General features: G+C 72.6%; 21 protein-coding genes. 15 read left to right on the plus strand and 6 right to left on the minus strand.

Annotated elements, in window-relative coordinates; translation table 11 throughout:
- From ACIGHB_RS06210 to ACIGHB_RS06230, 5 genes are all read left to right on the plus strand, one after another.
- Nucleotides 1-1,239, plus strand: coding sequence for a cation:proton antiporter (locus ACIGHB_RS06210; RefSeq protein ID WP_360312557.1), 1,239 nt, complete (start codon nt 1-3; stop codon nt 1,237-1,239).
- Entirely contained in the window at nt 1,236-1,658 is a 423-nt protein-coding gene (locus ACIGHB_RS06215) for a CoA-binding protein (RefSeq protein ID WP_360312555.1), read from the plus strand. The genes ACIGHB_RS06210 and ACIGHB_RS06215 overlap by 4 nt, the downstream gene beginning before the upstream one ends.
- The gene (locus tag ACIGHB_RS06220) at nt 1,658-2,422 is read left to right on the plus strand and encodes an alpha/beta fold hydrolase (protein ID WP_360312553.1); all 765 of its coding nucleotides are present in this window, start codon (nt 1,658-1,660) and stop codon (nt 2,420-2,422) included. The genes ACIGHB_RS06215 and ACIGHB_RS06220 overlap by 1 nt, the downstream gene beginning before the upstream one ends.
- Nucleotides 2,423-2,609: 187 nt before the next feature.
- A complete protein-coding gene (locus tag ACIGHB_RS06225) occupies nt 2,610-4,031 on the plus strand; it encodes an MFS transporter (protein WP_360312551.1) in 1,422 nt (473 codons plus the stop codon).
- A 155-nt stretch (nt 4,032-4,186) separates the two neighbouring features.
- The gene (locus ACIGHB_RS06230) at nt 4,187-4,819 is read left to right on the plus strand and encodes a DsbA family protein (RefSeq protein WP_360312549.1); all 633 of its coding nucleotides are present in this window, start codon (nt 4,187-4,189) and stop codon (nt 4,817-4,819) included.
- Nucleotides 4,820-4,979: 160 nt separating this feature from the next.
- Here ACIGHB_RS06230 and ACIGHB_RS06235 read toward each other — a convergent pair whose 3' ends face one another.
- Nucleotides 4,980-6,014 carry a zinc-binding dehydrogenase gene (locus ACIGHB_RS06235; protein ID WP_360312547.1) on the minus strand — a complete coding sequence of 345 codons (1,035 nt, stop codon included), beginning with the start codon at nt 6,012-6,014 and terminating at the stop codon, nt 4,980-4,982.
- Nucleotides 6,015-6,225: 211 nt separating this feature from the next.
- Between ACIGHB_RS06235 and ACIGHB_RS06240 the strand changes: the two genes are divergently transcribed.
- The 6 genes from ACIGHB_RS06240 (at nt 6,226) to ACIGHB_RS06265 (ending at nt 12,405) form a co-directional block, all read left to right on the plus strand.
- On the plus strand, nt 6,226-7,191 hold the full coding sequence (locus tag ACIGHB_RS06240; RefSeq protein WP_399909922.1) for an NAD(P)/FAD-dependent oxidoreductase: 966 nt from the start codon (nt 6,226-6,228) through the stop codon (nt 7,189-7,191).
- Between the two features lie 2 nt (nt 7,192-7,193).
- Nucleotides 7,194-8,444: a low temperature requirement protein A gene (locus ACIGHB_RS06245; protein ID WP_399909925.1), complete on the plus strand. Its 1,251-nt coding sequence runs from the start codon at nt 7,194-7,196 to the stop codon at nt 8,442-8,444.
- Nucleotides 8,445-8,567: 123 nt separating this feature from the next.
- On the plus strand, nt 8,568-8,903 hold the full coding sequence (locus ACIGHB_RS06250) for a hypothetical protein (RefSeq protein ID WP_360312541.1): 336 nt from the start codon (nt 8,568-8,570) through the stop codon (nt 8,901-8,903).
- Entirely contained in the window at nt 8,900-9,226 is a 327-nt protein-coding gene (locus tag ACIGHB_RS06255; protein ID WP_360312539.1) for a Nif11 family protein, read from the plus strand. The genes ACIGHB_RS06250 and ACIGHB_RS06255 overlap by 4 nt, the downstream gene beginning before the upstream one ends.
- Nucleotides 9,223-10,764 carry a GMC family oxidoreductase N-terminal domain-containing protein gene (locus ACIGHB_RS06260; protein WP_360312537.1) on the plus strand — a complete coding sequence of 514 codons (1,542 nt, stop codon included), beginning with the start codon at nt 9,223-9,225 and terminating at the stop codon, nt 10,762-10,764. The genes ACIGHB_RS06255 and ACIGHB_RS06260 overlap by 4 nt, the downstream gene beginning before the upstream one ends.
- 48 nt (nt 10,765-10,812) lie before the next feature.
- Nucleotides 10,813-12,405: a GMC family oxidoreductase N-terminal domain-containing protein gene (locus tag ACIGHB_RS06265; protein WP_360312535.1), complete on the plus strand. Its 1,593-nt coding sequence runs from the start codon at nt 10,813-10,815 to the stop codon at nt 12,403-12,405.
- A gap of 197 nt (nt 12,406-12,602) precedes the next feature.
- Here ACIGHB_RS06265 and glgA read toward each other — a convergent pair whose 3' ends face one another.
- The gene (gene glgA / locus ACIGHB_RS06270; RefSeq protein WP_360312533.1) at nt 12,603-13,826 is read right to left on the minus strand and encodes a glycogen synthase; all 1,224 of its coding nucleotides are present in this window, start codon (nt 13,824-13,826) and stop codon (nt 12,603-12,605) included.
- Between the two features lie 261 nt (nt 13,827-14,087).
- Between glgA and ACIGHB_RS06275 the strand changes: the two genes are divergently transcribed.
- A complete protein-coding gene (locus ACIGHB_RS06275) occupies nt 14,088-15,035 on the plus strand; it encodes a YihY/virulence factor BrkB family protein (protein WP_399909931.1) in 948 nt (315 codons plus the stop codon).
- Here ACIGHB_RS06275 and ACIGHB_RS06280 read toward each other — a convergent pair.
- Nucleotides 14,953-16,272, minus strand: a complete 1,320-nt coding sequence (locus ACIGHB_RS06280; protein ID WP_399909934.1) for a D-alanyl-D-alanine carboxypeptidase family protein — start codon at nt 16,270-16,272, stop codon at nt 14,953-14,955. The genes ACIGHB_RS06275 and ACIGHB_RS06280 overlap by 83 nt on opposite strands.
- 109 nt (nt 16,273-16,381) lie before the next feature.
- Between ACIGHB_RS06280 and ACIGHB_RS06285 the strand changes: the two genes are divergently transcribed.
- The 3 genes from ACIGHB_RS06285 (at nt 16,382) to ACIGHB_RS06295 (ending at nt 19,709) form a co-directional block, all read left to right on the plus strand.
- Nucleotides 16,382-16,627, plus strand: coding sequence for an SCO4848 family membrane protein (locus tag ACIGHB_RS06285; RefSeq protein ID WP_360312527.1), 246 nt, complete (start codon nt 16,382-16,384; stop codon nt 16,625-16,627).
- A gap of 31 nt (nt 16,628-16,658) precedes the next feature.
- A complete protein-coding gene (locus ACIGHB_RS06290) occupies nt 16,659-17,960 on the plus strand; it encodes a metallophosphoesterase (RefSeq protein WP_399909937.1) in 1,302 nt (433 codons plus the stop codon).
- A gap of 195 nt (nt 17,961-18,155) precedes the next feature.
- Complete coding sequence (locus ACIGHB_RS06295) at nt 18,156-19,709, plus strand: ABC transporter substrate-binding protein (protein WP_399909940.1); 1,554 nt, start codon at nt 18,156-18,158, stop codon at nt 19,707-19,709.
- A gap of 56 nt (nt 19,710-19,765) precedes the next feature.
- Here ACIGHB_RS06295 and ACIGHB_RS06300 read toward each other — a convergent pair whose 3' ends face one another.
- Genes ACIGHB_RS06300 through ACIGHB_RS06310 form a run of 3 tightly spaced genes read right to left on the minus strand, consistent with a single transcriptional unit; the run spans nt 19,766 to nt 21,367 of the window.
- Nucleotides 19,766-20,518, minus strand: a complete 753-nt coding sequence (locus ACIGHB_RS06300) for a TetR family transcriptional regulator (RefSeq protein WP_360312521.1) — start codon at nt 20,516-20,518, stop codon at nt 19,766-19,768.
- A 10-nt stretch (nt 20,519-20,528) separates the two neighbouring features.
- A complete protein-coding gene (locus ACIGHB_RS06305; RefSeq protein WP_399909943.1) occupies nt 20,529-20,957 on the minus strand; it encodes a thiol-disulfide oxidoreductase DCC family protein in 429 nt (142 codons plus the stop codon).
- Complete coding sequence (locus tag ACIGHB_RS06310) at nt 20,954-21,367, minus strand: hypothetical protein (protein WP_360312517.1); 414 nt, start codon at nt 21,365-21,367, stop codon at nt 20,954-20,956. The genes ACIGHB_RS06305 and ACIGHB_RS06310 overlap by 4 nt, the downstream gene beginning before the upstream one ends.
- Nucleotides 21,368-21,413 lie beyond the last annotated feature (46 nt).

A 21,413-nucleotide genomic window follows, 5' to 3' on the forward strand; every position in this document is an offset into this window, starting at 1 on the left:
GTGCACTCCGCCGTCTTCCTCATCGAGTTCGGGGCCGTGGTCCTCGCCCTCGGACTCCTCGGGCGCTTCGCCGTCCGCATGAAGTTCTCGCCCATCCCGCTCTACCTCCTCGCCGGCCTGGCCTTCGGCGCCGGCGGCGTCGTGCCGCTCGGCGGCAGCGAGGAGTTCATCGAGGTCGGCGCCGAGATCGGCGTCGTCCTGCTGCTGCTCATGCTCGGCCTGGAGTACACGGCGGGCGACCTCGTCGGCCATCTGCGCACCCACGCCCCGGCCGGCGTCGTCGACTTCCTGCTCAACGCCATCCCCGGCGCCCTCGCCGCCCTGCTGCTCGGCTGGGGGCCGGTGGCCGCCGTCGTCCTCGCCGGCGTCACCTGGGTCTCCTCCTCCGGCGTCATCGCCAAGGTCCTCGGCGACCTCGGCCGGCTCGGCAACCGGGAGACCCCCGCCATCCTCAGCGTCCTCGTCCTGGAGGACCTGGCGATGGCCGTCTACCTGCCGATCCTCACCGCGATCCTGGCGGGCGCCGGCTGGGCCGCGGGCGGGCTCACCCTCGCCATCGCGCTGGCCGCCGTCGGCACGGTCCTCCTCGTCGCCGTCCGCTACGGGCGGGTCATCTCCCGCTTCATCTCCAGCGACGACCCCGAGAAGCTGCTCCTGGTGGTCCTCGGCCTGACCCTGCTCGTCGCCGGCTTCGCCCAGCAGCTCCAGGTCTCCGCGGCGGTCGGCGCCTTCCTCGTCGGCATCGCGCTCTCCGGCGAGGTCGCCGAGAACACCCACCACCTGCTGATGCCGCTGCGCGACCTCTTCGCCGCCGTCTTCTTCGTCTTCTTCGGGCTCAGCACGGACCCCAGCACCATCCCGCCGGTCCTGCTGCCCGCCCTCGGCCTGGTGGTCGTCACCACCTTCACCAAGATCGCCACCGGCTACTGGGCGGCCCGGCGCGCCGGCATCGGCGTGCGCGGACGCTGGCGGGCGGGCGGCGCCCTGGTGGCCAGGGGCGAGTTCTCCATCGTCATCGCCGGCCTCGCGGTCTCCTCCGGGGTCGAGCCCGCCCTCGGCCCGATGGCCACCGCCTACGTCCTGCTCCTCGTCATCCTCGGCCCGCTGACGGCCCGCTTCACCGAGCCGCTGGCCCGGCGGCTGACCGGCGGCCCCGAGGCCCCGCCGCCCGCCCGGCGCCGGCCCGCCGAGGAGCCCGACCCCGAACACCCGCACGAGAAAGGCGAACTCTACGCATGAGCGAGCGACACTGGGACGACTACGTCCGCATCCTCACCGGGGCCCGCACCATCGCGGTCGTCGGCGCCTCCGACGCCCCGGGCAAGGCGGCCCACGAGATCCCGGCCTACCTCCAGTCCAAGGGCTTCCGGATCATCCCCGTGAACCCGCACGGCGGCAGCATCCTCGGCGTGCCCGCCGTCCCCTCCCTCCTCGACGTCCAGGAGCGGGTCGACGTCGTCGACGTCTTCCGGCCGGCGCCCGAGACGCCGGAGATCGCGCGGCAGGCCGCCGCCATCGGCGCCGGCACCCTCTGGCTCCAGCTCGGCATCGTCTCCGACGAGGCCGCCCGGGTCGCCCGCGCCGCCGGCATGGGCGTGGTCATGAACCGCTGCCTCGGCGCCGTCCACGCGGAACTGGAGCTGGCCGGGGAATCCTGATGGAGGCCCGGACACGTTCCGTCCGATTTCCGGGCGCGAGCGAACGGCTGCTCGCCGCGAAGATCGATCTTCCGGCGGGCACGCCCCGGGCGTTCGCCGTCTTCGCGCACTGTTTCACCTGTTCCAAGGATTTCCTCACGGCCGCCCGCGTCTCCCGCCGCCTCGCCGACCGCGGATTCGGCGTGCTCCGGCTCGATTTCACCGGACTCGGCGGGTCCGAGGGCGACCGGCCGTACGGGGTCTTCGACGACTCCGTGGCGGACGTGGTCGCCGCGGCGGCGCACCTGCGCGAGCGGTACCAGGCGCCCGCCCTGCTCGTCGGGCACTCCTTCGGCGGCGCGACGACACTGGCCGCGGCCGGGCTCCTGCCCGAGGTCCTCGCGGTCGCGACGATCGCCGCGCCGAGCACTCCCGCGCACGTCAGAGAGCTGTTCGGGACCGCGGCCGAGGAGATCGAACGGGCCGGCGAGGGCACCGTGGAACTGGCCGGCCGGCGCTTCGTCTTCGGCCGCGACTTCCTCGACTCGCTCGCGGACCGGCCGGAGCGGCGCGGCGCCGGCGAGCTCGGCGCCGCCCTGCTCGTCCTCCACGCGCCGGGGGACACCCTGGTCGGCGTCGAGCACGCGGCGCGGATCTTCCGGGCGGCCCGGCACCCCAAGTCGTACGTCTCCCTCGACACCGCCGACCACTATCTGAGCGACGTCCGCGACGCCCATTACGCGGCCGATCTCATCGCGGTCTGGGCAGAGCATTACCTGCCGTGACCGGACTTCATATTGTCGCGGCGGATTCTTCGCGGCCCCCGGGAATCCCGCACTACGTTCGCATCCCGTCGTGACCGGGCGGTCCGCACATTCCGCCCCGGCCTCCCGCTCCTTTCCGTCCTCTTCCTCATTGGGGGTTTCTCACATGTCCGCACCAGCGGTCACTGAGACCAAGGATCTCAGCCCAGTGGTTCAGCGCCCTGGCGCGGCACTGGCCCTGCTCGTCGCCGTCCAGTTCATGCTCGTCCTGGACTCCACCATCGTGGCCGTGGCGATGCCCTCGCTCGGCGCCGAACTCGGCTTCACCCAGGGCGACCTGTCCTGGGTCACCAACGCCTACCTGCTGCTCTTCGGCGGCTTCCTCATGCTCGGCGGCCGCCTCGCCGACCTCGTCGGCCGGCGCAAGCTCTTCGCCGCCAGCCTGGTGCTCTTCGCCGCCGCCTCGCTCCTCGGCGCCCTCGCCGGCTCGCCCGCCGTCATGATCGCGGCCCGCGCCCTCCAGGGCCTCGCCTCCGCCTTCGCCGCCCCGGCCGCGCTCTCCCTCCTCATGACGATCTTCCCCAACGGGACGCCCGAGGAGCAGAAGCAGCGCAACAAGGTCATGGGCGTCTACGGCGCCGTCTCCGGCGCCGGCGGCGCGGCCGGCATGGTCCTCGGCGGCCTGCTCACCGACTGGTTCGGCTGGGCCTCCGTCTTCTACGTCAACGTGCCGATCGCCCTCCTCGCGGTCGTCCTCGCCGGCAAGCTGCTCCCCGCCGACCGCGACAACGCCGGCGTCTCCGGCGGCTTCGACCTGGTCGGCGCCGTCCTCAGCACCGGCGGCCTCGCCCTCCTCGTCTTCGTCCTCGTCGAGGCGGAGAAGTACGGCTGGACCTCCGGCCGCACCCTGGGCCTCGGCGCCCTCGCCCTCGGCCTCCTCGGCCTCTTCCTGGTCGTCGAGGCCAAGAGCAGCCAGCCGCTCGTCCCCCTCGGCATCTTCCGCAAGAAGACCCTCCGCGGCGCCAACCTGGTCGGCGGCCTGACCCCGATGGCCGTCATCCCCGCCATCTTCTTCCTCACCCTCTACACCCAGATGGTCCGCGGCTTCTCGCCGCTGGAGTCCGGCCTCGCGCTCGTCCCGCTGGCCCTCTGCGTCGTCATCGCCGCCACCAACGTCGGCCACGTCCTGCCCAGGCTGGGCCTGCGCTGGACCGCCGCCCTCGGCACCCTGCTCGTCGCCGCGGGCGCCCTGTGGGCCGCCCAGATCGGCCAGGGCTCCTTCTTCGTCGAGCAGTTCGGCCCCGAGGTCCTCACCGGACTCGGCGGCGGCACCGTCTGGGTCTGCGCCACCGTCGCCGCGACCGCCGAGGCCAGCGAGGAGGAGGCCGGACTCGCCTCCGGCCTGTTCAACACCGCCAACCAGGTCGGCGCCGCCCTCGGCCTCGCCATCCTGGTCACCGTCGCCGGCTCGGCCACCAGCACCGCCCTCGCCGAGGGCAGCTCCCTCCCGGTCGCGCTCACCGAGGGCTACCAGACCGCGCTCATCGGCTCCGCCTGCTTCGCGGTCCTCGCCACCCTCGCCGCCCTGGCGCTCCTCCCGGGCCGCACCCCCACCTCGTCCGAGTCCTGACCGACCCGTACGGGCCCCGAAACCGGTCACCGCGGCGATCCCACCCCTTCGGATCCCGCGGTGACCGCTTCGGCGGTTCGCCCCGCCCGAGCCCCGAAGCCCCCGCCGACGGGTTCGCCCCGCCCGCCGGTTCGCCCCGCCCACCGAAGGAACCCATGAACACCACCGCAGCGCACCACGCGGACTTCTGGTTCGACCCCGTCTGCCCCTGGTCCTGGATGACCTCGCGCTGGATGCACGAGGTCGAGGGCGTCCGCCCCGTCACCACCCGCTGGCACGTCATGAGCCTCGCCATCCTCCAGGACAACCCCCGCCTGCCCCGCGCCTACCGCCAGATGCTCCTCGAAGCCCGCGGCCCCGCCCGCGTCTGCGTCGCCGCCGCCCACGAGCACGGCGACGAGGTCGTCGGCCCCCTCTACACCGCCCTCGGCACCCGCTTCCACAACCGCGGCCTCCCGCACACCCGGAGCGTCGTCGAGGACGCCCTGCGCGAGACCGGCCTCCCCGCCGGCCTCGCCGAGCACCTCACCGCGCAGACCTACGACAGCGCCCTGTACGACTCCCACAAGGCCGCCGTCGCCCTCGTCGGCGAGGACGTCGGCACCCCCGTCATCGCCCTCGACGGCCCGTCCGTCCCCGACCGCACCGCCTTCTTCGGCCCGGTCGTCAGCCCGACCCCGCACGGCGAGGCGGCCGGCCGCCTCTGGGACGGCGTCGTCCTCGTCGCCTCCACCCCCGGATTCAGCGAACTCAAGCGCACCCGCACCCGGGGCCCCGACTTCCGCTGACCCACCCCAGGGCCTGATCCGACGCCCATGGCCGGACAGCCCCCGAACCCGCCGCCCGGCGCGGCGAAGACGACGGCACGCCGGTACGCGCGACGGGCTCCACCCCCGAGGGGGCGGAGCCCGTCCGTAGGAGAGCGGCAACGGCGGCCGCCGCCCCCGCTCAGAAGGTGATCATCGTCTTCACCGCACGCCGCTCGTCCATCGCCCGGAACCCCTCCGCCACCTGGTCGAGACCCACCGTCAGATCGAACACGGGAGACGGGTCGAGCCGCCCCGCGAGCACGTCCGCGAGCAGCTCCGGCAGATAGGCTCGCACCGGCGCCACACCCCCGCGCAGCGCCACGTTCCGCCGGAACATCTGCCGGAAGTCCACCCCCTCGTTGCCGTCCTTCGGCACCCCCACGAAGCCGACCGCGCCCCCGTCCCTGGCCACCCCCAGCGCCGTGTGCATCGCCTCGCCGCTGCCCACCGCCCCGATCACCGAGTCCGCGCCGAGCCCCCGGGTCAGCTCCCGGACCGCCTCGATCGCCGCCGGGCCCCGCTCGGGCACCAGGTCCGTCGCGCCGAACCGGGTCGCCAGCGCCTGCCGGTCCGGATGCCGGCTCAGCATGATCACCCGGCCCGCGCCGAGCCGCCGCGCCGCCAGCACCGCGCACAGCCCCACCGCGCCGTCGCCCACCACCGCCACCGTCCCGCCGGGCCGCACCGCCGCGCACAGCGCCGCGTGGTGCCCCGTGCCCATCACGTCCGACAGCGTGAGCAGCGCCCCCGCCGGGGCGTCCGCCCCCTTCGGCACCACGACCAGCGTGCCGTCCGCGAACGGCACCCGCACCGCCTCGCCGTGCGCCCCGTCCGAGCCCGGCTGCCCGAAGAAGCCACCGCGGACGCAGGACGTGTGGAGCCCGGCCACACAGTGCGCGCAGACCCCGTCGGACCAGGTGAAGGGGGCGATCACCCGGTCACCGGGACGGACCTGGGCGACGTCCGAACCCACCCGCTCGACCACGCCGATGAACTCGTGGCCGGTGCGCTGCCCGTGCGGCCGGGGCGCCGTGTTCCGGTAGCCGAGCAGATCGCTGCCGCAGATGCAGGCGTGGGTGACCCGGACCACCGCGTCGGTCGAGTACCGGAGCCGGGCGTCCGGCACCTCCTCGACCCGGACGTCCTGATGGCCGTGGACGAGACTTGCGCGCATGGGATCTCCAGTCGGGAGTGCGGAGGGGAACTCCCGACGGGAACACCGCGGCCGGACGGCGGGCAAGAAACCCGCGCGGACTGCCTGAGGTACGGGCGGCGAACGGCCCGACCCCAGGAAGTCTCCGCGAGGAAGTGGCCCGGCGGCCGCCGCCCTCCCTACCGTCGGCGGCCATGACCGCGTTGTCGACAGAGTCGAGGGAGGGGCCCCGGTGACGTCCACGTCCCCAGCCACGGGTACCGGTACAGGACAGGGCGCCGGCGAGCCGGTGGACACGATCGTCGTGGGAGGCGGCCCCGCGGGCCTCTCCGCCGCCCTCTACCTGGCCCGCTACAACCGCGAGGTCCTGGTCTTCGACACCGGCCACGGCCGCTCCACCCACCACCAGACCAACCACAACTACCTCGGCTTCCCCGACGGCATCCCCACCGTCGACCTGCGCAAGCTGGGCACCGAGCAGCTCGCCCGCTACCCCCGGGCGCGGATCGTCCACCACCTCATCACCCACGCCGAGGGCGACGCCGAGCAGGGCTTCACCGTCCGCTCGCAGGGCCACTCCTGGCGCGCCCGCACCCTCGTCCTCGCCACCGGCGTCCTCGACCACTTCCCGCACTTCGCGGGCTGGGAGTCGTACGTCGGCCGCTCGATGTTCTGGTGCATCACCTGCGACGGGTACGAGAACCGGGGCAAGCGGATCCTCGTCGTCGGCCACACCGACGCCGCCGCCGGCGAGGCCATGCAGCTGCACAGCCTCACCGACCGGGTGGAGCTGCTCACCAACAGCCGCGCCGACGACATCAGCCCGAAGTTTCGCCGGCGCCTCGACGGCGCCGGCATCCCCGTCCACCACGACCGGATCGGCGAGGTCGAGGGGGCGGACGGGATGCTCTCCGCCGTCGTCACCCGCGGCGGGCGCAGGCTGGAACTCGACGCCCTCTTCAGCATCCAGGGCGCCACCCCGGAGACCACGCTGGCCCGCCAGCTCGGGCTGCCCCTCGCCGACAGCGGATACGTCGTCGTCGACACCGAGCAGAAGACCGCCGTGCCCGGCGTCTACGCGGCCGGCGACCTCACCGCCCTCCACTCGCACCAGGTCACCGCCGCCGTCCACGAGGGCGCGCAGGCCGCCTCCGCGGTCAACTACTTCCTCTACCCGCCCGAGCTGAAGGCCGACTGACGGTGGACCGCACGGCAGCAAGGAGCGGCCCCGCGCCCGACGGCGGGGCCGCCGCGGCCGACCCGGACTCCGAGGTCGACATCGCCACCGGCGGCGCCGCCGAACCGTCCGGGAAGCACGGCGAACAGCGGGTCACCTGGGCCGAGTTGTTCTTCGACCTGGTGTGGGTCTTCGCCCTCGTCCAGATCTCCGGCCTCCTCGCCGCCGCCCACGGCCCCCTCGGCCTGGCGCAGACCCTCGTCCTCCTCGTCCCGCTCTGGTGGGGCTGGATGAGCGCCACCCTGCTCGGCAACTCCGCGGGCGTGGCGCTCGACCGCCCGGCGATCCGGCTGATGCTCTTCGCCCTCGCCGCCTGCGGCCTCGGCATGACCGTGGCCATCCCGTACGCCTACCAGCAGCACGGACTGCTCTTCGCGCTCTGCTACGTCGTCATGCGGGCCCTGCTGTGGGCGGGCATGCGCAAGCTGCCGCTCTTCGGCGACCTCAGGGTCGAACCCTTCGGGCTCACCCTGCTGCTCGCCGGCCCCCTCTTCCTCGCCGGCGGCCTCACCTCGGGGGCCGCCCGCACCGCGCTCTGGGGCGCCGCCGCCGTCATGGAGGTGGTCGTCCCCGTCCTCTTCGGCCACCGGCTCGACCGCTTCACCTTCGAGACCTCGCACCTCCCGGAACGCTTCGGCCTCGTCATCATCATGGCGCTCGGCGAGACCGTCCTCGCCGTCGGCACCAACGCCTCCAACAGCTCCCTGGGACCCGCCAGGTCCGCCGCGCTCGCCGTCAGCTTCACCGTCATCGTCGGCCTGTGGTGGACCTATTTCCATTTCGGGGCGGCGGCCGTCCGGCACAGCCTGGAGACCGACCCGGTGCAGGCCCGCATCGTCCGGGACGTCTTCAACTACGGCCATTTCATCTACCTCACCGCCATCATCTTCATCGCGGTGGGACTCAAGAAGATCTGCCTGTATCCGATGGCGGTGCCGCATTCCCTCCCCGAGCTGCTGCTCGCGCCGAGCGCCGCCCTGTACCTCTTCGGATTCTGCTACTCGCGGTGGCGGATGTTCGGCGCGGCCGGCGTCAGCCGCTTCTCCGCGGCCGCCCTCTGCCTGCTCCTCACCCCCCTCGCCCTGTACCTCCCGATGCTGGTCACCGGGGTGCTCGTGGCCGCCGTCCTGGTCGGCCTCAACGTCTTCGAGTACTGGATCGTCACCACCGGCCGGCGCGTCCTCTTCCTCCACATGCCGCACTGGAAGCGCTAGCGCCCCTCCCGCCCCACAGGTCAGGAAGTCGCCCCCCGCTGATTGCCCGGAAAAGAACTACCGGACGAGAATCGGCGCAGTGAATCATTCGTGCTCGAATCATGGGAAAAGGGGGCGAAGGAAATGTCACAGAAGAGCTTTCTCGATTTCCTCGTGGCCGTGCGGGAGAATCCGGCGACGCTGGCCGCGTACGAGCTGAGGAACCTGAGCCAGCTCCTCTTCCACGCGAAGAACGAGGGCTACGACTTCTCGTCGGACGACATGTCCGACGTCATCTTCAAGCTGGAGATGGGCGTCATCGCCGGAAAGGACCAGGAACCCGTCGACGGCAACAGCAGCCTGTGGCGGGCCATGTGGGGCAAGACCCACCTCGGCTATCTGGTCGAGCGGGTCGTCACCCGCTACACGGACGACGAACTGACCGCACTGGTCACGGAGGAGCAGGTGGACGCCCGATGAGCGCCAAGAACGCGATCGAGTTCCTGCGGACCGTGGCCGTCCGCCCCGACCTCCTCGACTCGCTGAAGTACCGCAGCAAGGACGAGGTCCTCGCCGCCGCCGAGTCCTTCGGACTCCCCTTCACCCACGAGGACTTCGACACCCTGATCTGGGACCTGGAGGCCAAGCTGGCCGGCGTCCGGGGCGAGGAGTTCGACGGCACCTTCCCGCTCTGGCAGACCATGTGGGGCAGGTACTACCTCGAATACCTGGTCGTCGACCTCATCCCGAGCTTCCAGGAGACCAAGCTCCTGCCCAGCTTCGCGGAGAACGAGCCCCGGTGACCGGCGAGGAGAGCTTCGACCTCATCGTGGTCGGCGCCGGGTCGGCCGGCGGCGTGGTCGCCGCACGGCTCCTGGAGGACCCGGACGTCCGGGTCCTCCTCCTCGAAGCCGGCGCCGACGACCGCGACGAGCGGATCCACCGCACCGACATCCCCTCGACGGTCTCCCTCTGGGGCGGCGACACCGCCTGGGGCTACGAGACCGTCCCGCAGCCCGGCCTCGGCGGCCGCACCGTACCCCTGCCCCAGGGCCGCGTCCTCGGCGGCGGCAGCTCCGTCAACGCGATGATGTACGTACGGGGCAACCGCCGCGACTTCGACCGCTGGCGGGACCTCGGCAACGAGGGCTGGGGCTACGACGACGTCCTGCCGTACTTCCGCCGGGCCGAGGACTACTCCGGCGGCGCCGGCGAGCACCGCTCCACCGGCGGCCCCCTCGCGGTCACCGACTACCCCCGGCCCGCCCCCGTCTCCGAGGCGTTCGTCGCCGCCGCCGACGAGCTCGGCCACCCCGGGCCGATCGACTACAACGCCGAGCGGCAGGAGAACGGCGGCTTCTACTACCAGTCCACCCGCTCCAAGGACGGCCGCCGCTCCAGTGTCGCCGGCGCCTACCTCGGCCCGGTGCGCGACCACCCCGGCCTGACGCTCGCCACCGGCGCCACCGTCACCCGCGTGCTCGTCGAGGACGGCCGGGCCACCGGCGTCACCTACCTCCGCGACGGCGTCCCGCACACCGCCCGCACCACCGGCGAGGTGATCCTCGCGGCCGGCGCGCTCGCCACCCCCAAGCTCCTGATGCTCTCCGGCATCGGACCCGCCGGGGAACTGCGCCGCCACGGCATCACCCCCCTCGTGGACCTCCCCGGAGTCGGCCGCAACCTCCAGGACCACCTGCTCCTCGGCGTCGGCTACGAGAGCCTCAGTGACCTGCCCTTCCCCGAACTCCTCGCGGAGGCCGGCCTGTTCGTCCACACCCGGCCCGAGCCCGGCCCCGGGGACTCCCCGGACCTCCAGTACTTCTTCGGACCGGTGCAGTTCGTCGACGACCGGTACAAGACCGAAGGACCCGGCTTCACCTTCGCCCCCATCCTGGCCCAGCCGCACAGCAGGGGCACCGTCACGCTCGCCTCCGCCGACCCCACCGCGCTGCCCGTGGTCGACCCCCGCTACCTCTCCGAGGAGTCCGACCTCGACGTCCTCGTCCGCGGCATCGAGCTGGCCCGCGAACTGGCCCACACCGCCGCCCTCACCCCCTACCGGGGACGGGAGCTCGCCCCCGGGGCCGACCTGACCTCCCGCACCGAGCTCGCCGCGTACGTCCGCGCCTCCGCCTCCACCGTCTGGCACCCCGCCGGCACCTGCCGGATGGGCCCCGACGCCGGGGCCGTCGTCGACTCCGCCCTGCGCGTCCACGGCGTCGAAGGACTCCGCGTCGCGGACGCCTCCGTCATGCCGGCCATCACCGCCGGCAACACCAACGCGGCCACGATCATGATCGGCGAGCGCGCGGCGGACCTCGTCCGCGCGGACGCCTGACGGCACCGCGCGACCCCCGCACCCACGTACCCAGGGAATCGAACAACCATGACCGAGACCTTTGACTTCGTCATCGTCGGCGGAGGCACCGCCGGCCTGGTGACGGCCGCCCGGCTCAGCGAACTCCCCGACGTCTCCGTGCTGGTCCTCGAAGCCGGCAGCGCCAAGGACGACCCGCTGATCGAGGTGCCCGAACTCTGGTCCCAGACCAACCTGAGCGAGTTCGACTGGTCCTACCTCACCGAACCCCAGCCGGCCATGGGCGGCGAGACCGTCTACTCCGCCGCCGGCCGCGGCCTCGGCGGCAGCTCCAGCATCTACCACATGATCCACAACCGGGGCCGGGACGCCGACTACGACTCCTGGGCCTACGGCGGCGCCGCCGGCTGGTCCGCCCGCGACGTCCTGCCCTACCTCCAGCGCGTCGAGAACCAGAAGGACGGCACCAACCCCACCGCCGGCCTCGACGGCCCCATCAACGTCGTCAACGCCGGAGACGAGGGCAACCCCGTCTCCCAGTCCTTCGTCGACGGCTGCGTCGAACTCGGCTACCCGCAGGTCGCCGACGTCAACGTCGACTACTTCGGCGTCGGCTGGCACCACCTCGACATCACCCCCGACGGCAAGCGCGGCGGCGTCCGCGCCGGCTACTACGAACCCGCCAGGGACCGCGCCAACCTCACCGTCCGCGCCGAGGCCACCGCCACCCGCCTGCTCTTCGAGGGCACCCGCTGCGTCGGCGTCGAATACGTCCACGAGGGCACCCTCACGACCGTCCGCGCCGACCGCGAGGTCGTCCTCAGCTCCGGCGCCATCGAGTCCCCGAAGCTGCTCCTGCTCTCCGGCATCGGCGACCCCGAGCAGCTCGCCGAGTTCGGCATCGACGTCGTCGCCGACCTCCCCGGCGTCGGCGAGAACTACCAGAACCACCCGCTCGTCATCGGCCCCACCGGCTACATGGACAAGCCCGGCCCCACCGAGGGCGTCATCAACGAACCCGTCCTCTTCTGGGGCTCCGAGCCCGGTCTCCTCGCCCCCGACCTGGAGCTGTGGTTCCTGCCCCGCGCCCCCTGGGGCGAGAAGCTCATCGAGAAGCTCGTCGAGTGGAAGGCCACCGGCAGCGTCTCCTCGGTCCACGAACAGGACCACGTCGACCCGCACCTCGTCATCATGCTGCCGGCCGTCGTCCGCCCGCTCTCCCGCGGCTGGATCAAGCTCCGCAGCGCCGACCCGCTCGCCCGCCCCCGCGTGAACCCCAACTTCTACGCCGAGCGCGCCGACCTCGTCCGGGCCACCGACTGCACCGAGATAGCCCGCGAGGTCTTCCGCACCAAGGCGTTCACCAGCCGATGGGGCGTCAAGGAGGTCGCCCCGGGCCCCGACGTGCGCACCCGCGCCGAGCTGGAGACCTGGGTCTCCCGCAACACCGGCTCGTACCACCACTACTCCGGCACCTGCAAGATGGGCATCGACGAGCTGTCCGTCGTCGACTCCCGGCTGCGCGTCCACGGCATCCAGGGCCTGCGGGTCGCCGACACGTCGATCATGCCGACGATCGTCTCGGCCCACACCCACACCACCGCCGTCATGATCGGCGAGCGCGCCGCCGACTTCATCAAGAACGACCTCGCCGCCGCCTGACCCGCCCCGCGCCCACACCGCCCCACCGAAGGCCCCCGCCGCACCTGCCCCGCAGGCCGGCGGGGGCCTTCACGCATGCCGTTCCCGTACCCGTTCCCGTTCCCGGACCCGTACCCGTTTCCGTACGGGGGCCCCGTACGCCCCCGCCCCGGGACGCGGAGACCGCGCCCCGGAGCCGGACCAAAGGGGCGGAGCCGTCAGGAGCCGAGCACCCGCGCGTACACCCCGGCGATCCGCTCCGCCGCCCGGTCCCAGCCGAACTCCCGCTCCGCCCGCAGCCGCCCGGCCGCCCCCAGCTCCCGCGCCAGCGCCGGATCCCCGAGGAGCCGGTTCACCGCCGCCGCCAGGTCCGCCGCGAACCGCCGCTCGTCCAGCGGCGTCCCCGTACCGTCCGCCCGCTGCTCCACCGGCACCAGCAGCCCCGTCCCGCCGTCCACCACGACCTCAGGGATACCGCCCGTCGCCGTCGCCACCACCGGCGTACCGCAGGCCATCGCCTCCAGGTTCACGATCCCCATCGGCTCGTACAGCGACGGGCAGACGAACACCGACGCGTGCGTGAGCAACTGCCGCAACGACACCGGATCCAGCATCCCGTCGATCCGCACCACCCCCTTGCGCACCGCGCTCAGCTCGTCGACGAGCGCCGCCGTCTCCGCCGCGATCTCCGGCGTGTCCGGCTGCCCGCAGCACAGCACCAGCTGCGCCTCCGGATCCAGGTCGAAGGCCGCCCGCAGCAGCTGGGGGAGACCCTTCTGCCGGGTCACCCGCCCCACGAAGAGCACGATCGGCCGCTCCGGGTCCACGCCGTACCGCTCCAGCGCCGCCGTCCCGCGGTCCGGCCGCTGCACCGCCGTGTCGATGCCGTTGTGCACCACGTGCACCCGCTCCGGATCGACCTCCGGATAGACCCGCAGGATGTCCTCCCGCATCCCCCGCGACACCGCCACCACCGCGTCCGCCCGCTCCACGGCGACCCGCTCCACCAGCGACGACAGGGCGTACCCGCCACCGAGCTGCTCCGCCTTCCACGGCCGCAGCGGCTCCAGGCTGTGCATCGTCACCACGTGCGGCACCCCGTGCAGCACCTGCGACAGATACCCGGCGGCGTTCGCGTACCAGGTGTGGCTGTGCACCAGCTCCGTCCCGGCCGCCGCCGCCACCATCCCGAGGTTCGCGCCGAGCACCCGCAGCGCCGCGTTCGCGCCGTCGGCGAGGTGCGGCTCCGCGTGCGCCAGCACCCCGTCGGCCTCCCGGGGACCGCCGAAGCAGTGCACCCGCAGGTCGACATGGCGCGGCAGCACCCGCGACAGCTCGGCGACGTGCACCCCGGCCCCGCCGTACACCTCCGGCGGATACTCCCGGGTGAAGAGATCCACGCGCGGACGCCCTGACAGGGCGGAGATCGGCTGCGAGTTCATGCGTACTTCCTGACATCGGCGCCCTGGCGGGCGGGTTCCGCGCAGCCCTCGCTCCCCCCCTCCCGGACGGGGAAGCGGGAACGGAAGGACGCACGGAGCGGCTGACGAGGCGATGCGGGGGCGTACGGCGGCGGTTCCCGGCCTCCCGGACCCGGCCGCGGACACCTCCCTCCCCGTCACCGTACCGAGCCGGCGGGCCCGTTCCGGGGTGTCCGGCGCCGGATGCGCGCCCCGCGCACGCCCGCCTCGTACGTTGGAACCATGGACTGGCTGACCAAGCTCCCCGTCATCGGCCCCTGGGTCGCCCGGCTCATGCGGACGCACGCCTGGCGCTCCTACGAACGGCTCGACGAGGTGCACTGGAGCAGGCTCGCCGCCGCCATCACCTTCCTGTCCTTCCTCGCCCTCTTCCCGCTCATCACCGTCGCCGCCGCGATCGGCGCCGCGCTCCTCAGCGACGAGCAGCTCGACCGGATCGAGGAGAAGCTCTCCGACCAGGTCCCCGGCATCTCCGACCAGCTCGACATCGGCGGCCTCGTCGCCAACGCCGGCACCGTCGGCCTCGTCGCCGGCGCCCTGCTGCTCTTCACCGGCATCGGCTGGATCGGCTCGATGCGGGACTGCCTCCGGGCCGTCTGGGGCCTCGACGACGCCGACGAGGGCAACCCGGTGGTCCGCAAGGGAAAGGACGCCGTCATCCTCGTCGGCCTCGGCGGCGTTGCCCTCTGCTCGCTCGCCGCCTCCTGGCTCGGCTCCACCGCCGTCGGCTGGACCGCAGACCGCCTCGGCATCTCCGACGGCGGCGCCGGCGGCGTCCTGCTCCAGGGCGCCGCCCTGCTCGTCGCCATGGCCGCCGACTTCCTGATCCTGCTCTACGTCCTCAAGTGGCTGCCGGGCGTCGAACCGCCGCGCCGCCGCCTCGTGGTCGCCGCCCTGATCGCCGCGGCCGGCTTCGAACTCCTGAAACTGCTGCTCGGCGGCTACATGCGGGAGGTCGCGGCGAAGTCGATGTACGGCGCCTTCGGCACACCCGTGGCGCTGCTCCTCTGGATCAACTTCACCGCGAAACTCCTCCTCTTCTGCTCCGCCTGGACGGCGGTCGGCTCGCTGAAGGCCGCCGCGCCGGCTACGGATTCACGTCAGGATCCGGAGCGGCCGTCCGGGACCGACGACGACCCGGACCGGCCCCCGCGGGCCAGCGACGGTTGACGAGGAAGACCGCGCCCGCGACCAGCACCAGCACCCCGCCCGCGACGGCCAGCGCGATCCCGACCCCGCCCGAGCCCTCCTCCTTCGCGGCCGACGCCACGGCGGGACCGCCCGTCGCCGGCCGCTCCTCACCCGGCGCGGGCGCCGCGCCCGACTCCGTACCGCCCACCGGACGCGCCGAGGGAACCACGTTCCTCGGCGCCACCAGCTCACCCACCGGCGTCACCTTCCCCGACGCCGCGAACCCCCAGTCGAGCAGCCGCGCGGCCTCCTTGTAGACCGCGTGCTGCTCCTTCGACGAGGGGTTCATGACCGTGACGAGCAGCACCCGCCCGTTCCGCTCGGCGACCCCGGTGAAGGTGGCCCCCGCGTGGGTGGTGTTGCCGTTCTTCACCCCGGCGATGCCCTGGTACGGGGCGATCCCGAAGTCACCGGTCAGCAGCCGGTTGGTGTTCTGGATCTCGAAGGTCTCCCGCTTCTTCCCCGGCTTCGCCTCCCCGGGGAAGGCCGCGCGCGGGGTCGCCGCGTACTCCCGGAACGCGTCCTTCTGCATGCCGCTGCGGGCGATCAGCGTCAGGTCGTACGCCGACGAGACCTGCCCCGGGGCGTCGTAGCCGTCCGGCGACTTGACGTGGGTGTCGAGCGCCTGGAGCTCGGCCGCGCGGGCGTTCATCTCGGCGACGGTCTTGGCGACGCCCTGGTTCATCTCCGTCAGCACCCGCACGGCGTCGTTCCCGGACCGCAGGAACACCCCCAGCCACAGGTCCCGGACCGTGTAGGTCTGCTTCTCCTTTATCCCGACGAGACTGGACCCCTCACCGAGCCCCGCCAGATCCCGCGCCGTCACGAGATGGGTCTGCTTCTCGTCCGTGAACTTCGGCAGCAGCGTGTCCGCGAAGAGCATCTTCAGCGTGGACGCCGGGGCGAGCCGCCAGTGCGCGTTGTGCGAGGCCAGCACCGCGCCGCTCTCCGCGTCGGCGACGATCCACGCCTTCCCCGACAGCTCCTTCGGCAGCACCGGCGCCCCGGCCCCCAGCTTCACCTGGGTCCCCGGCAGCCCCAGCAGCGTCCCGCCGACCGACGACATGTTCGGCGGCGGCGCGGGATGCGTCGACGCCGACGCCGACGGCGTGCCCCCCGGCTTCACCGGCTCGTCCGCGTGAGCGGGCCCGGCGATCGCGAGCGGAAGCAACAGGGCGGCGGCGACCGCACCAGCGGTCCTGTTCGAAGCAGACACGATCGAGAACGTACCGCCCCCCGCCCCCGATCCGAACACCCCGCCCCCCTTCCCACCCCCACCTCCACCCGGACGCGGGCGCCCGCCGCCGGACGGCGATACTGAGCCCATGAAGCTCAGCCGCCGCGTCTCCTGGTTCCTGCTCGCGTTCGGAGTCTGGAGCTGGTTCATCTGGATCACTTTCGTCAAGAATCTGTGGAACGACGGGAGCGGTCTCGCCTTCGACGACGCCGGAGACCCGACGGCCTACTTCTGGGTCCACCTGCTGCTCGCCGTGACGTCCTTTGTCCTGGGGACGGTCATCGGCGTGATCGGGTTGCGCGGGGTGCGTGCCTCCCGCCGCTCCACCGGCTGACCCCCGAACCGAGACGAGAGAGGTACCGGGCGTGATCGCCTTCCTGCTGCTGGTCGTGGTGCTCGCGCTGCTCGGCGCCGTCCACTGGTACGTGTGGCGTCGGCTGGTGCGGGACGTCACCGTGCCCGGCGGACGGGCGCGGCGCGTCGGGACGGTGCTGGTGGTCGTGCTGCCGCTGCTGTCGGTCGCCGCGCTGACGTCCGGGCGGGCCGGGGCGCCGTTCCTGGTCCAGCAGGTCGTGGCCTGGCCCGGGTTCCTGTGGCTGGCGCTGCTGCTGTACGTCGTGCTGGCGCTGGTGGTGGGGGAGGCGGTGCGGCCGGTGCTGCGCCGGGTGCTCGCCCGGCGGGCCGCCGCCGCTGCCGCCGCCGCTCCGGCCGCCGCGCCGGTGGTCGTGCCGGCGCCCGCGCCCGTTCCCGTACCGGAGCGGGGGGAGCCGGCCGAGGCCGAGCCCGAGCCCGAGGCGGAGGCGGCTCCGCCTGTCGTGGACGGGGCGCCGGACCCCGAGGTGTCGCGGCGGCTCTTCGTCGCGCGGGTCGTCGGCGGCGCCGCCGCCGCCGTCGCGGCCGGGACCGTGGCGCACGGAGCGTACGGGGTGCTGAGCGGGCCCCGCGTGAAGCGGGTGACCGTGCCGCTGGCCAAGCTGCCCCGGGCCGCGCACGGCTACCGGATCGCGGTCGTCTCCGACATCCACCTCGGGCCGATCCTCGGGCGCGCCCACTCCCAGCGGATCGTCGACGCGATCAACGCCACCCAGCCCGATCTGATCGCCGTCGTCGGCGACCTCGTCGACGGCACCGTGGAGAACCTCGGGTCCGCCGCCGAGCCGCTGGCGCGGCTGCGCGCCCGGCACGGCTCCTTCTTCGTCACCGGCAACCACGAGTACTTCTCCGGCGCCGACGCCTGGGTCGACCACGTCCGCGACCTCGGCATGCGCCCGCTGCGCAACGAGCGCCTGGAGATCCCCGCCGGCTTCGACCTGGCCGGCGTGGACGACGTGGCCGGCGAGAGCGAGGGGCAGGGGCCCGACTTCGGCCGGGCGCTCGGGGACCGCGACCGGTCCCGGGCGGCCGTCCTCCTCGCCCACCAGCCGATCGTCATCGACGACGCCGTCGCCCACGGCGTGGACCTCCAGCTCTCCGGGCACACCCACGGCGGCCAGCTCTGGCCCGGCAATTTCCTCGCCGAACTCGCCAACCCGACCGTGGCCGGTCTCGAACGGTACGGCGACACCCAGCTGTACGTCTCCCGGGGCGCCGGCGCGTGGGGGCCGCCGGTCCGGGTCGGCGCGCCCTCCGACATCACGATCGTCCAACTCGCCTCGAAACAGGCGTAATCGGAGATTGTCACTCCCTGCTCCGGGGTCGATACGTGCTGCTCATCGGCCTACATCCGCATTTCCCGGACATATGCATGCCGTGTGAAGGTTTCCCCTTCCGCCCGTGAAAACCGTGTGATTGGGTGGCGCAAACACGACGATTCGGGGGCCGTCGTTCTTTGGGGTATTTGCACGAATAAAGGAAGCACGGCAATGCGGTCGACGGTCCGTCTCCGGATCCTCATCACTTGTGGAGTACTGGTGGCCGCGGGGGTGGGGGGCTGGCAACTCCTGCCCTCCGACGAGGGCCGTACCGACCCCGTCCCCGTCGGCACCACCGACGAGGTCACCTCGCTCGACCCGGCCGGCGCCTACGACGCCGGCTCCTGGGCGATCTACAGCAACGTCTACCAGTCGCTGCTGACCTTCAAGCCGGGCTTCACCAGCCCGACCCCGGACGCCGCCGAGAGCTGCCGGTTCGTGGGCGACAAGCTCACCACGTACCAGTGCACGCTCCGCGGCGACCTCACCTTCCCGAGCGGGCGCAAGGTGACGGGGGAGGACGTCAAGTACTCCTTCGACCGCATGCTGAAGATCAAGGCGGAGGTCGGCCCCGCGCCGCTCTTCCCGACCCTGAAGAGCGTCGTGGCCGACGGCCCCACCGTCACCTTCAACCTCGGCGGCCGGGACGCCACCTTCCCGCTGAAGCTGGCCACCGGCGCCGGCTCGATCGTGGACCGCGAGCGCTACCAGGCCGACGCGCTGCGCCAGGACAACGGTGTCGACGGCACCGGCCCGTACCTCCTCAAGAAGTACGAGCCGGGCCGCAGCGCCCTGCTGGAGCCCAACCCGAACTACCGGGGCGCGCTCCCCGCGACGGGCCGGCCGGTCCTGGTGAAGTACTACAAGCAGTCCGAGGACCTGGCGAACGCCTGGAAGTCCGGGGACATCCAGGTGACGCACCGCCAGCTCCCGCCGTCCTTCGTGGAGAACCTGGACACCAACGGCGGCACCCGCCTCACCGAGGCGGAGAGCGCCGAGATCCGCAACATCGTCTTCAACACCCGGGGCGAGTCGCCGATGGGGAAGAAGGCGGTACGGCAGGCGATCGCGGCGATCCTGGACCGCCCGGCCATCACGACGGCCACCTACAAGGGCACGGTCGAACCGCTGTACTCGCTGATCCCGCAGGGCCTCGTCGGCCACAGCACGGCCTTCTACGACCGCTACCCCGCGCCGGACGTGAAGAAGGCGGAGAAGGTCCTCGACGACGCCGGCGTGGAGACGCCGGTCCGGTTCACCTTCGGGTACCGGCAGGACGCCACGTACAAGGCCGAGACCGCCCAGATCAAGAAGCAGCTGGAGGAGACCGGGCTCTTCGAGGTGAAGGTGGTGGAGGCCGACTGGCAGACCTTCCAGAAGGGCTACACCAGCGGCGCCTACGACGCCTACACCGTCGGCTGGCTCCCCGACTTCCCGGACTCGGACAGCTTCACGGCGCCGCTCGTCGGCACCGGGAACACCCTGGACAACGCCTACTCCAGCGCGACGGTCGACCGGCTGATCACCGAGACCCAGCGGCACGACGACCGCTCCCGGACCACCGGCGACTTCAAGAGGATCCAGGACGAGGTCGCCAAGGACGTCCCGCTGCTCCCGCTCTGGCAGAAGAACGACTACGTGCTGGCCACCGAGGCCGTCGGCGGCTCGCAGAACCTCTCCGACGGCACCGGCATCTGGCGCCTGTGGGAGCTCTCCTGGCTCTAGGGGGCCCGTCCGGGAGGGGACCCGTCCGGGAGGGGACCCGTTCGGGCGGACGGGTCCTAGGAGCCGTCCGCCGCGTCCTTCTTCGGGGCGGTCCTGCGGGGCCGTCCCGAGGCCGCCATCCCGGCCGCCGTCGGCATGAAGTCCGCGAGCAGCTCGTGGGTCTCCTTGACCAGCGGGCGCAGGATGCGGAAGCGGGAGAGCGAGATCGCCCGCGCGGTGACCGGCGCGAGCCGCTCCACGAGGCGGCGGCTGTTGGCGGCGCCCTCGGAGCGGTCGTACACCCAGAACAGCACGAGGCCCATCTGCTGGAGCCACAGCAGGCGCGGCAGCGCCTCGGAGAGTTCGGGGTCGATCTTCACGGAGGCGCCGGAGATGACCCGGCGGTGCACCTCGATGACGGCCTCGCGGGGGCCCTCCGACTCCGGTGAGAAGGGCGAGAGCGGGCTGTCCGGGTCGGCCGCGTTCTTGAAGAACTGGGCCGCGAACTCGTGGTACGGCTCCGCGATGTCGAGCCACGCGAGCAGGACGCCCCGGATGCGGGCGACGAGCTCCTTCTCGCCCTCCAGGACCGGTTCGACGGCGGCCTGGTGCTCCTCGGCGATCCGGTCGTAGAAGCCCTGGACCAGGTGTTCCTTGGACGCGAAGTAGTAGTAGGCGTTCCCGACCGAGACCCCGGCCTCCTGGGCGATCGCCCGCATGGTGGTCTTGTCGTACCCCCGCTCCCGGAAGAGCCGCAGCGCGGTCTCCAGGATGAGCGTCCGGGTCTGCTCGCTCTTCGGGGCCTTCTTCTCTTCCTTCGCGTCCTTCACGGAGCCGAGCCTAGCCGGGCGGACCGGGCACCTCGCAGCGCCCGGTATCGCAGGACGGATCAGGGTGCCCGTCCCTCCGCTCCGGGCCCTTGAGCGCCTCGCGCCACTTCGCGGCGGCGAGGACGGTGGCGCGGGCGAAGGGCTGTCCGGCGGGGGTGGCGAGCCAGTGGGCCCGGGGCCGGTGCTCGGCCAGCGCCCAGAGGCAGACGATCCAGGCGGCCGAGGCCCGGTAGACCTGGCCCCGGTCCCCGACCACGGTGATCTCCCGCAGGGCGGCGGCGTGGTCGAGGTCGGGGAAGAGCCGCCGGGCCCGCTGCGAGCCGGCCGGGACCAGGTCGAGCGGGACGAGCTGCCGCTGGCGCAGGAGCCAGTGCCGCAGGTGCACGCAGAGCGGGCAGTCGGCGTCGTACAGCACGGTCAGGCGCCCGACGGGTGTCATGCGCCGGCTCCGGGCGCGGCCTTGGTCCAGCCCTGCGGGGCCACCGGCGGGACCTGCTCGCGCTCCATGACGCCGCGGCGGCGGATCTTGTTGAGGACGTAGACGTTGCCGAGGTGCATCACGCCGAGGACGAGGAGGACGACGCCGAGCTTGACGGAGAGGGCCTCGAAGAGCTCCCGGGCGTCGAGGACGGCCTCGTCCTGGCTCAGGTAGAGGGCGACGAAGCCGAAGTTGACGAGGTAGAAGCCGACCACCAGGAGGTGGTTGACGGCGTCCGCGAGCTTCTCGTTCCCGTGCAGCACGTCGGAGAGGAAGATCCGCCCGTTGCGGCTGAGGGTGCGGGCGACCCAGATGGTGAGGGCCACGCTGATCAGCAGGTAGGCGATGTACGCGACGACAGTGAGGTCCATGCCCCACGCTCCCTTGAACGCGTTCAAATGCTGGCGGTACCGACTG

It is taken from the genome of Streptomyces sp. NPDC085460 (assembly GCF_044541975.1).
Taxonomy (GTDB): Bacteria; Actinomycetota; Actinomycetes; order Streptomycetales; family Streptomycetaceae; genus Streptomyces.